The sequence below is a fragment of the Microbacterium sp. SA156 genome (assembly GCF_049065455.1).
GTDB lineage: Bacteria > Actinomycetota > Actinomycetes > Actinomycetales > Microbacteriaceae > Microbacterium > Microbacterium barkeri.
Window position 1 is genome coordinate 14,843 of sequence record NZ_JBAKGU010000010.1, and the last position, 13,183, is coordinate 28,025.

11 protein-coding genes are annotated in these 13,183 nt (G+C 72.7%); 6 read left to right on the forward strand and 5 right to left on the reverse strand.

What is annotated here, in order from left to right; all coding sequences use genetic code 11:
• Positions 1-13: 13 nt before the first annotated feature.
• Positions 14-712 carry a tRNA (guanosine(37)-N1)-methyltransferase TrmD gene (gene trmD / locus ACOWU6_RS10630; RefSeq protein ID WP_324011417.1) on the reverse strand — a complete coding sequence of 233 codons (699 nt, stop codon included), beginning with the start codon at positions 710-712 and terminating at the stop codon, positions 14-16.
• A 185-nt stretch (positions 713-897) separates the two neighbouring features.
• Between trmD and ACOWU6_RS10635 the strand changes: the two genes are divergently transcribed.
• A complete protein-coding gene (locus ACOWU6_RS10635; RefSeq protein ID WP_271171722.1) occupies positions 898-2,301 on the forward strand; it encodes an MFS transporter in 1,404 nt (467 codons plus the stop codon).
• A gap of 59 nt (positions 2,302-2,360) precedes the next feature.
• Here the strand turns inward: ACOWU6_RS10635 and ACOWU6_RS10640 are convergent, their stop codons facing one another.
• The 4 genes from ACOWU6_RS10640 to rpsP all read right to left on the reverse strand — a co-directional run bounded on the left by ACOWU6_RS10640 (position 2,361) and on the right by rpsP (position 7,756).
• Positions 2,361-6,398: a molybdopterin-dependent oxidoreductase gene (locus ACOWU6_RS10640; RefSeq protein WP_421075663.1), complete on the reverse strand. Its 4,038-nt coding sequence runs from the start codon at positions 6,396-6,398 to the stop codon at positions 2,361-2,363.
• Between the two features lie 118 nt (positions 6,399-6,516).
• The gene (rimM, locus tag ACOWU6_RS10645; RefSeq protein WP_282977621.1) at positions 6,517-7,107 is read right to left on the reverse strand and encodes a ribosome maturation factor RimM; all 591 of its coding nucleotides are present in this window, start codon (positions 7,105-7,107) and stop codon (positions 6,517-6,519) included.
• Positions 7,107-7,337, reverse strand: coding sequence for an RNA-binding protein (locus tag ACOWU6_RS10650; protein ID WP_421075664.1), 231 nt, complete (start codon positions 7,335-7,337; stop codon positions 7,107-7,109). Before ACOWU6_RS10650 ends, rimM begins: the two co-directional genes overlap by 1 nt.
• A gap of 5 nt (positions 7,338-7,342) precedes the next feature.
• Complete coding sequence (rpsP, locus tag ACOWU6_RS10655; protein WP_271171718.1) at positions 7,343-7,756, reverse strand: 30S ribosomal protein S16; 414 nt, start codon at positions 7,754-7,756, stop codon at positions 7,343-7,345.
• 188 nt (positions 7,757-7,944) lie between these two features.
• Here rpsP and ACOWU6_RS10660 point away from each other — a divergent pair, with 188 nt between their 5' ends.
• The 5 genes from ACOWU6_RS10660 to ACOWU6_RS10680 all read left to right on the forward strand — a co-directional run bounded on the left by ACOWU6_RS10660 (position 7,945) and on the right by ACOWU6_RS10680 (position 13,173).
• Entirely contained in the window at positions 7,945-9,099 is a 1,155-nt protein-coding gene (locus ACOWU6_RS10660; RefSeq protein ID WP_421075665.1) for a glutamate--cysteine ligase, read from the forward strand.
• Between the two features lie 82 nt (positions 9,100-9,181).
• Entirely contained in the window at positions 9,182-10,216 is a 1,035-nt protein-coding gene (locus ACOWU6_RS10665; RefSeq protein WP_421075666.1) for an iron-siderophore ABC transporter substrate-binding protein, read from the forward strand.
• Positions 10,213-11,262, forward strand: coding sequence for a FecCD family ABC transporter permease (locus ACOWU6_RS10670; RefSeq protein ID WP_421075667.1), 1,050 nt, complete (start codon positions 10,213-10,215; stop codon positions 11,260-11,262). The genes ACOWU6_RS10665 and ACOWU6_RS10670 overlap by 4 nt, the downstream gene beginning before the upstream one ends.
• 13 nt (positions 11,263-11,275) lie before the next feature.
• Positions 11,276-12,334, forward strand: coding sequence for a FecCD family ABC transporter permease (locus ACOWU6_RS10675; RefSeq protein ID WP_421075668.1), 1,059 nt, complete (start codon positions 11,276-11,278; stop codon positions 12,332-12,334).
• Positions 12,331-13,173, forward strand: coding sequence for an ABC transporter ATP-binding protein (locus tag ACOWU6_RS10680; protein ID WP_324011434.1), 843 nt, complete (start codon positions 12,331-12,333; stop codon positions 13,171-13,173). Before ACOWU6_RS10675 ends, ACOWU6_RS10680 begins: the two co-directional genes overlap by 4 nt.
• Positions 13,174-13,183: the final 10 nt, after the last annotated feature.

Genomic DNA, 13,183 nt, shown 5'->3' on the forward strand with positions numbered 1-13,183 from the left:
CCGCCTCGCGGCGCTACTCGCCCGCGCGGAGCTCGTCCGGCAGGAGGTCGGGGCGGATGCGGCGCGTCCGCTCGATGCTCTGCTCCCTGCGCCAGGCGTCGACCGCACCGTGGTTCCCGCTCAGCAGCACGGGCGGCACCTCGAGGCCGCGCCAGACGGCGGGCTTCGTGTAGATCGGGTACTCGAGCAGCCCGATCTCGTGCGACTCCTCCACGAGGCTCTCCGGGTTGCCGACGACCCCCGGCACGAGCCGCGCGACGGCCTCGATCATCGCCATCGCGGCGACCTCGCCCCCGTTGAGGACGTAGTCGCCGAGGCTCACGAGCCGCACGCGACCGCGCTCGGCGTAGTGGTCGATGACCCGCTGGTCGATCCCCTCGTAGCGCCCGCACGCGAAGACGAGCTGGCGCTCGTCGGCGAGCTCGCGCGCGACGGCCTGCGTGAACCGCTCCCCCGCGGGCGACGGGACGATGAGCACCGCGTCGTCGCCGAGCACGTCGTCGAGCATCTCGCCCCACGGCTCGGGCTTCATGACCATGCCGGCCCCGCCGCCGTACGGCGTGTCGTCGACCGTGCGGTGCCGGTCGTGCGTCGCATCGCGCAGATCGTGGACGCGCAGGTCGAGCAGCCCGCGATCGCGCGCCTTGCCGATGAGGGAGACGTCGAGCACATCGAAGAACGCCGGGAAGATCGTGACGATGTCGATGCGCATCCCCCCAGTCTAGGAGCGCCGGAGCCGTGTTTCCGGCATGTCACACGACGATCATCGCGGCCGGGCGCGGCGCGTGACGGGACGGTGATGCGTCCGTCACCGCCTCCCCCGCACGCGGAAACATGCGCCCCCTAGCGTCGGAGGCGCATCCCTTTCCGCTGTCGGACCTCTCATCAGGAGACGCCATGGCCACGCCAACGAGCACCACCCCCGAGAGCACCACCCTCCCCTCATCCGCCTCGTCTCTCGTCGTCCGCCCCGGCCGCTGGGTCGACGGCTGGGACGCCGAGGATCCGGCGTTCTGGCAGAGCACCGGCCGGCGCATCGCGCGGCGCAACCTCGGATGGTCGATCTTCGCCGAGTTCCTCGGCTTCATCGTCTGGCAGCTCTGGAGCATCGTCGTCGTGATGCTGCCGAGCGCCGGGTTCGCGCTCGCGAGCGGCGAGCAGTTCTGGCTCATCTCCCTGCCGAGCCTCGTCGGCGCGACGCTGCGCTTCCCGTACACCTTCGCGGTCGCGCGCTTCGGCGGCCGCAACTGGACGATCGTGTCGGCGGGGCTCCTGCTCGTCCCGACGATCCTGCTCGGGATCGTCGTCCAGAACCCGGACACCCCGTTCGGCGTGCTGCTCCTCGTCGCCGCGCTCGCGGGCGTCGGCGGCGGCAACTTCGCGAGCTCGATGGCGAACATCACCTACTTCTTCCCCCAGCGGGAGAAGGGCTGGGCGCTCGGCCTGAACGCCGCGGGCGGAAACATCGGCACGTCGGTCGCGCAGCTGCTCGTCCCGATCGTCGTGACGCTCGGCGCGGCCGGCACGCTGAACATCCAGCTCGCCGGATGGATGTGGGTTCCGCTCATCCTTGTCGCGATGTGGGGCGCATGGCGCTTCATGGACAACCTCTCGACGGCGAAGGCCGACGTCGCGGGCGCGGCCGCCGCGCTCCGCGAGCCGCACCTGTGGCTCATGGCACTCCTCTACATCGGCACGTTCGGCTCGTTCATCGGCTTCGCGAGCGTGTTCCCCAAGCTCATCGCCGATCAGTTCCCCGCGTTCTCGACCTTCCAGGTCGGCTCGGCGTCGCTCACGCTCGCCTTCCTCGGAGCGCTCGTCGGATCGGTCGCCCGCCCGTACGGCGGCCGGCTCGCCGACCGCATCGGCGGCGCGCGGATGACCATCGCCGCGTTCGCGCTCATGATCGCCGCCACGCTCGCGCTCATCCTCACCCTCCCCCTCGGGAGCTTCTGGATCTTCCTCGCGTGCTTCCTCGTGCTGTTCCTCGCGACGGGCATCGGCAACGGCGCGACGTACCGGATGATCCCGAGCATCTTCGCCGCGCGCGGCGCGGCCACGGCCGGAGAGGCGCACTCGGTCGGCACCCAGCGCAAGGCCTCGGCGGCGCTCGGGCTCATCTCGGCGATCGGCGCCTACGGCGGCTTCGTCATCCCCCAGGTGCTCAACGCCTCGCAGGCCGCGACGGGCGGCTACACGCTCGCCTTCTGGGGCTTCATCGCCCTCTATGCCGCGCTGCTCGCGATCACGGCGCTCGTGTACGCCGTGCCGCGCGCGTCGCTCGCGCGTCACCGCATCTGAGTTCCGCGCGGATACGACGATGGCCCGGTCTCGAGACCGGGCCATCGTCGTATCCGCGCTCAGTAGACGTCGCGCACGTACCGGCGGTCCGCCGTCAGCTCCTTCTTGAACTGCAGGGCGTCGTCCTCGCCCAGGCCGCCGTGCACCCGCGCGATCTCCAGCAGCGCGTGGTCGACGTCCTTGGCCATCCGCTCGGCGTCGCCGCAGACGAAGACGCTCGCGCCCTCCTGGAGCCAGCGCCACAGCTCGGCGCCGTGCTCGCGCATGCGGTCCTGCACGTAGATCTTCTGACGCTGATCGCGCGAGAACGCGGTGTCGAGCCGGGTGAGGAAGCCGTCCTCGTGCATGCCGACGAGCTCGTCGCGGTAGTAGAAGTCCGTCGCCTCGTGCTGCTCGCCGAAGAACAGCCAGTTGCGCCCCGTGTGCCCGTCGGCGCGTCGATCGTGGAGGAAGCCCCGGAAGGGCGCGATGCCCGTGCCAGGGCCGATCATGATCATGGGAGCGGCGGGGTCGGCCGGGGGTCGGAAGTGGGCCGAGCGCTGCAGGTAGATCGGCACGGCGCCCTCCTGCGCCCGGTCGGCGAGGAAGGTCGAGCACACGCCGCCGCGCGCGCGGTCGTCGTCCGTGCGGAAGCGGACCACCGACACCGTCAGCTCGACGCGGCCGTGCCCCTCCTTCGGGCTCGACGAGATCGAGTACTGCCGCGGCGCGAGCCGCCCGAGCACCTCGACCCACTCCTCGGGAGCGGCCATCACGGGGAACTCCCGCAGCAGGTCGGCCGCGTGCATGCCCCACAGGTGCTGCTCGAGGCGGTGCCGGCTGTCGCGGCGCAGGAGCGCGGCGAGCGTCGTGTCGCGATTGCGCTCGGACACGAAGGCGAGGAGGTCCGGCCCGATCCGGGTGATGTCGAACCGCGTGCGGAGCACGTGCTCGAAGAGCTGGTCCTGCCCGTCGACGTGCACCACCGCCGCCGGGTCGAGCCCGGCGGCGTCGAGCCAGTCGGCGACGACCTCGGGGGCGTTGTCGCACACCACGCCGAGCGCGTCGCCGGCCTCGTACGAGACGCCCGCCTCGGCGAGGTCGAACCCGATGCGCCGGACCTCCTTCTGCGAGCCGTCTCCGCTCAGCAGGACGTTGAGCGCGAGGGGCGCGCCGAGCGGGTTGCGTCGCGTGAACGGCGCCGCGGGAGCGGGTGCGGGCGCAGCGGGTGCCGCCGCCGGCGGCGCCTCGGCTCCCGCGATCGCGGAGAGCGCCCGCTCGAGCCACTGCGCCGCGGGGAGATCGTCGAACGGCTCGCAGTCCACGCGCTCGACGAGCGCGACCGCGCCCAGCTCGCGCAGGCGCTGGTCGATGCTGCGCCCGTGCCCGCAGAAGTCGTCGTAGGTCGAGTCGCCCATCGCGAGCACGGCGTACGGCAGGCCGTCCAGCCGGGGCGCGTCCTCTCCGCGCAGCTCATCCCAGAAGGCGGAGCCGTTGTCCGGCGGCCCCCCGGTGCCGAAGGTCGAGGTCACGACGAGGAGGCGCTCGACATCGGCCAGGTCCGCGGCGCGGAACGCGTCCATCCCGACGAGCCGCCCGCGCATGCCGCGCTCGGCGACGGCCGCGACGCACGCGTGCGCGAACTCCTCGGCGTTGCCCGTCTGCGACGCCCACAGCACGGTCACCTCGGGTCCCGTCGGCTCGGCGCGCGCCGCCGGGACGCGCGAGTAGACGCCCGCGAGCACCCCGTCGAACCATGCGCGCACGTCGTCGGAGAGCGGAGCCGTCGCGGGCAGCACCGGCACGAGCCCGGCCGGCGGCGGGGTCGAGGCCAGCCCCGAGAGGAAGCCGGCGAGGTAGACCTGCTCGGCGGGCGCTGGCTCGGGCGCCGCGACCGCGAAGGCCGGCAGGCCCGGCGCCGCGGTCGCCTCCGGCGCAGCGGGAGCGGCGGACGCGGCCGGCGCGATCCGGCGCACCGACACCGCGGCGATCTTGAACTCGGGCTGGCGGGAGTCGGCGTCGACCGCGTCGCTCGTCACGGCGTTCACGGTGCGGTCTTCACCGTGCTCGTCGTTCCAGTGGAACGGCGCGAACAGGCCGCCGGGGCGCACGCGGTCGGTGACGACCGCGGGCGCGACGAAGCGCCCGCGCCGTGACGCGACCTCGAGCTCGTCGCCGTCGCCGATTCCGAGCTCCTCGGCATCCGCGGGGTGGATCTCCACGAACGGGCCCGGATTCAGCCGGTTCAGCTTCGCGATCCGCCCGGTCTTCGTCATCGTGTGCCACTGGTGCTGGAGGCGTCCGGTGTTGAGCACGAAGGGGAACGCGTCGTCGGGCATCTCGGCGGGCGCGACATGCGGCCGCGGCAGGAACTGCGCGCGCCGCGACGGCGTCGGGAAAGCCAGACGCGGCGTGGTGCCGTCGGACGCCGTGTGCGGGCGCTGGCTCACGCCGTCGTTCAGGTAGCGGATCGGGTGTCGGTCGGCGGCGTCCTCGGGAGGGCACGGCCACTGCACGGGCCCGCCGCGGAGTCGCGCGTAGTCGATGCCGCGCACATCCCACCCCGTCTGCGGGTTCCAGAACCGCCGGATCTCGTCGAAGACCTCTTCCGCCGACGCGAACGCGAACCCCCGCTCGTACCCCATCGCGCGTGCGACGTCGCAGATCGTCTGCCAGTCGGGCCGGGCATCGCCCGGCGCGTCCGCGACCGCCTGGACGAGCGTCAGCGTCCGGTCGGAGTTCACCGTCACGCCCTCCGACTCGACCCACAGCGTCGCAGGCAGGAGGATGTCGGCGTACGCGGCGGTCGCGGTCTGCGCGAACACGTCCTGCACGATCACGAGCTCGGCGGCCCCGAGTGCGCGGATGACCGTGTCGCGGTTCGCGACGGAGGCGACCGGATTCGTGCAGATGATCCACGCGGCCTTGATCCGGCCATCCGCCATGTCGCGGTACATGTCGATCGTGCCCGTGCCCGACTCCGCGCGGATCGCGCCCGCCTCGAGCCCCCAGATCCCCTCCGCGAACGCGCGGTCCTCTGCGCTGAAGACCGCACGCTGTCCGGGGAGACCCGGCCCCATGTAGCCCATCTCGCGCCCGCCCATGGCGTTCGGCTGGCCCGTGAGGGAGAACGGGCCGCTGCCGGGACGGCAGATCGCGCCCGTGGCGAGGTGGAGGTTGCAGATGGCGTTCGTGCTCCACGTGCCGTGCGTCGACTGGTTGAGCCCCATCGTCCAGAGCGTCATCCACTCGCCCGCCTCCGCGATCCAGCGGGCGGCCGTGCGGATGTCCTCCTCGGCGAGGCCCGTGATGCGCGCCACCGCGTCGGGCGGGTAGTCGGCCAGGAGGGGCGCCATCGCGTCCCACCCCTCGGTGTGCTCGGCGATGAACCGCTCGTCGATCGCGCCCTCCGCGACGAGCAGGTGCAGCAGGCCGTTGAGCAGGGCCAGGTCGGTCCCCGGCGCGATCTGGAGGAACAGGTCGGCCCGGTCGGCGGTGGCCGTGCGGCGCGGGTCGACGACGATGAGGCGCGCGCCCGCCTTCAGGCGGTCGGCCATCCGGAGGAAGAGGATCGGATGGCAGTCGGCCGTGTTCGATCCGATCACGAGGAAGAGGTCGGCGCGGTCGATGTCCTCGTACGAGCCGGGAGGCCCGTCCGCGCCGAGGGACTGCTTGTAGCCGGTCCCGGCAGAGGCCATGCACAGCCGCGAGTTCGACTCGATGTGGATCCCGCGGATCCACCCCTTGACGAGCTTGTTGGAGAGGTACTGCGCCTCCATCGACATCTGGCCCGAGACGTAGACCGCGACGGCGTCGGGGCCGTGCTCGTCGATGATCGCGCGCAGGCGTCGTCCCGCCTCCTCGATCGCGGTGTCCCGTGGCACGGGCACCGCGTCGGCGCCGCGCGAGGGCCGCAGCAGGGCCGTCGTCATGCGCCCGGGCGCCGCCATCAGCTCGGCGTGCGTGGCGCCCTTCGTGCAGAGGCGGCCGCGGTTCGTCGGGTGCGCGCGGTCGCCCGACGCGGTCGCGACCGCCGCGCGGCCCGACGCGTCGGGCCGCGTCTCGACGACGATGCCGCAGCCCACGCCGCAGTAGGAGCAGACGGTGCGTGAGGGCATGCACCGATGATGCGCGAGGGAGGTTCCGCTCCCTTTCCCGCGCCGTTTCCCCGTCGTGACGTTCGCCGCACGGGCGGCGCAGGCCGATTGTGAGGCGCCGCGCGCGGCGCGCCTCAGGTCACTCCGACGCGGGCGCGCTCTCCGTCGAGGCGTCGTCGTCGGCGAGGTCCTCGAAGAGCCCCGCGGGCGGCGTGATCGCGATGCGCCCCGCGGCGATGTCGACCTCGGGGACGATGGCCGAGACGAACGGGACCATCACCTCGCGCTCGCCGGACTTCACGATGAGGAGATCCTGTGCGGGGAGGTGGTCGACGCGCGCCACGCGGCCGACCGAGACGCCGTCGCGGACGACGTCGAGGCCCACGAGCTGGTGGTCGTACCACGCGTCCGGCTCGGGCTGCTCGGCGTCGTCGTCCTGGTCGATCCAGAGGATGGCGCGGACGAGGCTCTCCGCCTCGTCGCGGTCGTCGACGCCCTCGAAGAACACGACGGGGGCGGAGTTCATCCAGCGGAACTCGCGGACCGTGACGGAGCGGCCGTGCCACTTCGACTGCTCGGGCACCTGGAGGGCGAACGAGGCTCCCGGGACGAATCGTCCGTCGGGGTCGTCGGTGTACAGCTCGAGCTTGAGGGCGCCCTTGAGGCCGTGGGCCTTGAGGATGCGCCCGACGCGCAGCTGGTTCTTCGCGGAGCCGGACCGGTCGGCCATCAGTCGTCCGCCACGTCGACGCGCACGCGCCGTCCGTCGGCGAGCGCCGAGATCACGGTGCGAAGAGCCTTGGCCGTGCGGCCGCCGCGCCCGATGACGCGCCCCCGGTCATCCGCGTGGACGTGCACTTCGAGCACATCCCCCCGCGACGACGACGAGGCGACGATCCTCACGTCGTCCGGGTGATCCACGATCCCCTTGACGACGTGCTCGAGCGCGGCAGCCAGCACGACGACTACTCTGCCGACTCGGCGTCGGCCTCGGCGGCGGGAGCCTCGGCGGGCTCCTCCGCCTTCTTCGGCGCCTGCGGCTTGACGACCGACTTCTTCGACGAGTCGGGCGCGTACGCGGCCTTCTCCTCGGCGGTCTTCAGCGTGCTCTTGGCGTCCTTGTCGCCCTTGAACGTGCCCCAGTCGCCCGTGATCTTGAGGATGGCGCGGACCTGCTCGGTGGGCTGAGCGCCCACGGAGAGCCAGTACTGCGCACGCTCCGAGTCGACCTCGATGAACGAGGGCTCCTCGGTCGGGTGGTACTTGCCGATCTCCTCGATCACGCGACCATCGCGCTTGGTGCGCGAGTCGGCGACGACGATGCGGTAGTAGGGCGCACGGATCTTGCCCAGGCGCTTGAGACGGATCTTGACAGCCACGATTCTCCTGTGTGGTGAAGAGGGATCGAACGTCGCCCTGCGCGTGGGGTGCACGCCGGCGGAAGCTCTGAGGGTGGTCCGGCTGCTGGATAGAGGGTCGAGCAGCTGGTCCGACCCTCCATTCTGCCAGATGACGCACCGAGGCGCGAACCATCCGCCACGCGAGTCGTCTGTGCGAGGCTGAGCGCATGACGCTGCGCTTCGCCCGCTCCGCCCGCTCGTCCGTGGGCGTCGAGTGGGAGCTCATGCTCGCCGATCGCGACAGCGGCGAGCTCGTCGGGCGCGGGCCCGAGATCGTCGACGCGCTCGCCGCGGCGACCGAGCGCGAGCGCTTCACGGTCACCGGCGAGCTCCTGACCAACACGGTCGAGGTGACCAGCGGCGTGGGCACGACGGTCGCCGAGGCCCTCGACGACATCTCCGCCGCCGTCGACGTCGTCCGCGCCCACGCCGACCCGCTCGGCGTGGCGCTGCTGTCGGCGGGGAGCCATCCGTTCGCGCAGTGGTACGACCAGACCGTCACCGACAAGACGCGATATCACTCCCTCATCGAGCGCACGCAGTGGTGGGGGCGCAACATGATGATCTGGGGCGTGCACGTGCACGTCGGCGTGGAGGACGTCGCCAAGGTCATGCCGATCGTCGGCGCGCTCACGACGTTCCTCCCGCATTTCCAGGCCCTCTCCGCGTCGAGCCCGTTCTGGGCGGGCGAGCGCACGGGGTACGCCTCGAACCGCGCCCTCGTCTTCCAGCAGCTGCCGACCGCGGGGCTCCCCTGGCAGCTGGACGCGTGGTCGGACTTCGAGGGGTACGTCGACGACATGACGCGAGCGGGGGTCATGGCCGACGAGACCGAGGTCCGCTGGGACATCCGCCCGGCGCCGCGCTGGGGCACGGTCGAGGTGAGGGTGTGCGATGGGATGTCGACGGCCGCCGAGCTCGCCGCGGTCGCCGCCTTCACCCAGACGCTCGTGGAGGCCTTCTCGCGCGCACTCGACTCCGGGCGGACCCCTCTCGTCCTGCAGCCCTGGTACGTGCGCGAGAACAAGTGGCGGGCCGCGCGGTACGGACTCGACGCCGATGTCGTCGTGGATCGGTCGGGCGCGCAGCGGCCGGTGCGGGACCATCTCGCGGAGGCGCTCGATGATCTGCTCCCCATCGCGGAGCAGCTCGGATGCGCGGCCGAGCTCGCGGGCATCGGCGACATGCTCGAGGGCGGAGCGAGCTACGCACGGCAGGCCGCGGTCGCCGATGCGACGGGCGGAGACCTGCGCGCCGTCGTCGCGCACCTCATGGCGGAGTTCGCACAGGGGCGCGCGCTCCCTCCCACCCCGCGGGGGTGATGCACGGGCGGCGGGTGCATTAGGGTAGCCTAAGCTCAGTACCCGACGCCGAGGCTCCGGCCTCACGATGAAAGGCACCCCTGTGCGTTCCACACGTGCTGTCGCGCTCGCCGCGACCCTCACCGCCGCCGCCGCCCTGACGGCCTGCGCCTCCTCCTCCGCGACCACCGACCCCGACGCGGACGCGGGTTCGCCGGCCGAGGACTCCTTCCCGGTCGAGATCGAGCACGCGCTCGGCACGACGACGATCGAGAGCGCGCCCGAGCGCGTCGCCGCGATCGGATGGGGCAACCACGACGCGGCCCTCGCCCTCGGTGTGGCCCCTGTGGGCGCCGACGACCAGACCTGGTCGTTCGACCAGAGCGACGGGCTCGGCCTCTACGAGTGGTCGCTCGACGCGTACGAGGAGCTCGGCGCCGACGAGCCGGTGATCTTCGACACGTCCGCCGGCATCGACTTCGAGGCGATCGCCGACACCGCGCCCGACGTGATCCTGGCCGCTCACTCCGGGATCACCGAGGACGACTACGCGACGCTCAGCGAGATCGCGCCGGTCGTCGCGTACCCGGACGTGCCCTGGTACACGCCGTGGCGCGAGACGATCCGCCTCGACGGCGCGGCCCTCGGGCTCGCCGACGAGGCCGAGGCCCTCATCGCCGACATCGACGAGCAGATCGCCGAGGCGACCGCGGACGCGGGCTTCGCGGGCAAGACGGCCGCATTCCTGTCGCTCAGCGCGGCCGACCTCTCCACCGGCTCCGTGTACGCCGCGGGCGACACGCGCGCCGCGTTCCTCGGCGACCTCGGCTTCGACACGCCGACCATCGTCGAGGAGGCCGGAGCCGACGGGTCGTTCTACGCCGACTTCAGCGCCGAGAACGTCGACCGGCTCTCCGACGTCGACGTGATCGTCGCGTACGGCGGCGACGACCTCCTCCCGGCCCTCCAGGCCGACCCGCTGTGGAGCACGATCCCCGCGGTCCAGAACGGCGCGGTCGTCGCCGTCGGCATGGGCGACGCCCTCTCCAGCGCGGTCTCGCCGACCGCCCTGTCCATCCCGTGGATGCTCGACGAGTACGTCGGGCTGCTGAGCGACGCGGCGGCGAAGGCCGAGTGACGCTCGCGGAGCACCGCACCGCCTCCGTCTCGAAGCCGGAGGCGGTGCGGCGCGTCGCCCTCGTCATCGGCGGCGTCCTCGCGATCGCCGTCGCCGCCGTCCTCTCGCTCGCGTTCGGCTCGCGGACGGTCGCCCTTCCGGAGATCCTCGAGGGCCTCGCGGCCTGGACGCGGGGGGAGGTCGCGCAGCAGCTCGGCGCGATCGCCGTGCAGGAGCGCATCCCCCGGACCGTGCTCGCGCTCGTCGCGGGGGCCGCTCTCGCGCTCTCCGGCGCGCTCATGCAGGCGGTCACGCGCAATCCCATCGCGGATCCGGGCATCCTCGGCGTCAACACCGGCGCCTCGCTGTTCGTGGTGTGCGGCATCGCCTTCCTCGGCATCTCGTCGACGTGGGCGTACCTCGGCCTCGCCCTCGCGGGTGCGAGCCTGGCCGCGGCGTTCGTCTACGTGATCGGCTCGATCGGGCCCGGCGGAGCGACGCCCATCAAGCTCGCGCTCGCCGGCGCGGCGACGACCGCCGCGCTGTCCTCGCTCGTGAGCGCCGTGCTGCTGCCGCGCGCGCAGGCGATGAACGAGTTCCGCTTCTGGCAGGTCGGCGGCGTGGGCGGCGCGAGCTGGGACACGATGGCCGTGATCGTGCCGCTGCTGGCCGCGGCCGCGCTCGTCGCCCTCCTCGCCTCGCCCGCACTCAACGCGCTCGCCCTCGGCGACGACGTGGCGGTCGGGCTCGGCGTCCGCGTCGGGCGCACCCGGGCCATCGCCGCCGCGGCCGGCGTCGTCCTGTGCGCGGGCGTCACGGCCATCGCAGGGCCCATCGCCTTCGTGGGCCTCATGGTGCCGCACGTCGTGCGTCTCCTGTCGGGCCCCGACCAGCGGTGGCTTCTCCCCCTCTCCGCCGTCGGCGGCGCCGTCCTCCTCACCCTCGCCGACACGATCGGCCGGGTGATCGGCTCGCCGGGCGAGGTCGAGGCCGGCATCGTCACCGCCTTCCTCGGCGCCCCCGTCCTCGTCCTCATCGCGCGGCGCACGCGCATGAAGGCCCTCTGACCGAAAGCCCGCCATGACCGTCCTCGCTCCCGCGCCCGCGACGCCCGACGTCGTCGAGCCGCTGCGCGCCGGCCGCCGGCGCCGCTCACGGCGCCGCGCGATCGCCGTCGCCGTGCTCGCGGTGCTGCTCGTCGCCCTGTTCGGCGCGATGCTCATGCTCGGCCGCACGATCTACCCCGTGGGCGACGTCCTCGCCGTGATCCTCGGCGCGGATGTCCCCGGCGCGTCGTTCACGGTCGGCACGCTGCGCGTCCCGCGGGCCATCGCCGGGGCGCTCGCGGGGCTCGCGTTCGGCCTGGCCGGCTCGACCTTCCAGACCATGCTGCGCAATCCGCTCGCGAGCCCCGACGTGATCGGCATCACGTCGGGAGCGAGCGCCGCCGCGGTGGTCGCCCTCGTCGTCCTGCACTGGTCGGCCGGCGCGACGATGCTCCTCTCGCTCGTCGTGGGAGTCGGCACAGCCGCCGTCATCTACGCGACGGCCAGGGGCGGGGAGTCGACCGGCGGCCGGCTGATCCTCATCGGGATCGGCATCGGCGCGATGCTCGACTCGGTCGTGGCGTTCGTCATCTCGCGCGCGGCGGAATGGGATGTCCCGGTCGCGATGCGCTGGCTCACCGGCAGTCTCAACGGCGTCAAGATGGACGACGTCGTGCCGCTCGCCGTCGCGGTCGCGACCCTCCTGCCCCTCGTGCTGCTCCTCTCGCGGGACCTGCGCGCGCTCGAGCTCGGCGACGCCTCGGCCACCGCGCTCGGCGTGCGCGTCGACCGCGCGCGCATCCTGCTCGTGCTCGCCGCCGTCGCGCTCGCGTGCTTCGCCACCGCCACCACGGGGCCCATCGCGTTCGTCGCGTTCCTGGCCGGGCCGATCGCCGCGCGCATCGTCGGCCCCGGCGCCTCACTCGCCGTGCCGGCGGCCCTCGTGGGCGGCTGCCTCGTCCTCGGCGCCGACCTCCTCGGCCAGTTCGCGTTCGACACGAAGTTCCCCGTCGGCGTGATCACGGGCATCCTCGGCGCCCCCTATCTGCTCTTCCTCCTCGTCCGCACGAGCCGCCTCGGAGGTTCCTCATGACGGTGCAGCACACCCTCGAAGCACAGTCCCTCGTCGCCGGCTACGGCGGCCGCACGATCGTCGACGGCGTCGACCTCGTCGTCCCCGCCGGGCGCATCAGCGTCATCGTGGGCGCCAACGCGTGCGGCAAGTCGACGCTGCTCAAGACCATCTCCCGGCTGATCCCCGCGCGCAGCGGCGGCGTCGTCCTCGACGGGCGCCGCATCGACGAGGTCCCCACCAAGCAGCTCGCGCGCACGCTGGGGCTCCTGCCCCAGCAGCCGATCGCGCCCGAGGGCATCGCCGTCGCCGACCTCGTCGGACGCGGCCGCCATCCGCACCAGAAGCTCTTCCGCTCGTGGACCGCCGAGGACGAGCGCGCGGTCGCCGAGGCGCTCGAGGCGACCGGCATCGCCGATCTCGCCGACCGGTCGGTCGACGAGCTGTCGGGCGGCCAGCGCCAGCGCGTGTGGATCGCCATGGCCCTCGCACAGGAGACGGGCATCCTCCTCCTCGACGAGCCCACGACCTTCCTCGACGTCACGCACCAGATCGAGGTGCTCGATCTGCTCACCGACCTCAACCGGCGCCGCGGGACGACCATCGTCATGGTGCTCCACGACATCAACCTCGCGGCCCGGTACGCCGACCACCTCTTCGCGCTCCGCGCCGGACGGCTCATCGCCTCGGGCGCACCCGGCGACGTCGTCACGAGCGAGCTCATCTCCGACGTGTTCGACCTCGACGCGCTCGTCATCACCGACCCGGTCTCGGGCACGCCCCTCGTGCTCCCCCGCGGCCGCCACCACGTGCTCCCCGCCGCGCTCACGGCCGAGCACTCCACCCCGACAGGAGTCTGACGTGTCCGAC

Coding starts and splice junctions, on each gene's coding strand:
- trmD (WP_324011417.1), bottom strand. CDS start 712: ATGCGCATCGACATCGTCACGATCTTCCCGGCGTTCTTCGATGTGCTC.
- ACOWU6_RS10680 (WP_324011434.1), top strand. CDS start 12,331: ATGACGGTGCAGCACACCCTCGAAGCACAGTCCCTCGTCGCCGGCTAC.
- ACOWU6_RS10640 (WP_421075663.1), bottom strand. CDS start 6,398: ATGCCCTCACGCACCGTCTGCTCCTACTGCGGCGTGGGCTGCGGCATC.
- ACOWU6_RS10675 (WP_421075668.1), top strand. CDS start 11,276: ATGACCGTCCTCGCTCCCGCGCCCGCGACGCCCGACGTCGTCGAGCCG.
- rimM (WP_282977621.1), bottom strand. CDS start 7,107: ATGGCCGACCGGTCCGGCTCCGCGAAGAACCAGCTGCGCGTCGGGCGC.
- ACOWU6_RS10635 (WP_271171722.1), top strand. CDS start 898: ATGGCCACGCCAACGAGCACCACCCCCGAGAGCACCACCCTCCCCTCA.
- ACOWU6_RS10660 (WP_421075665.1), top strand. CDS start 7,945: ATGACGCTGCGCTTCGCCCGCTCCGCCCGCTCGTCCGTGGGCGTCGAG.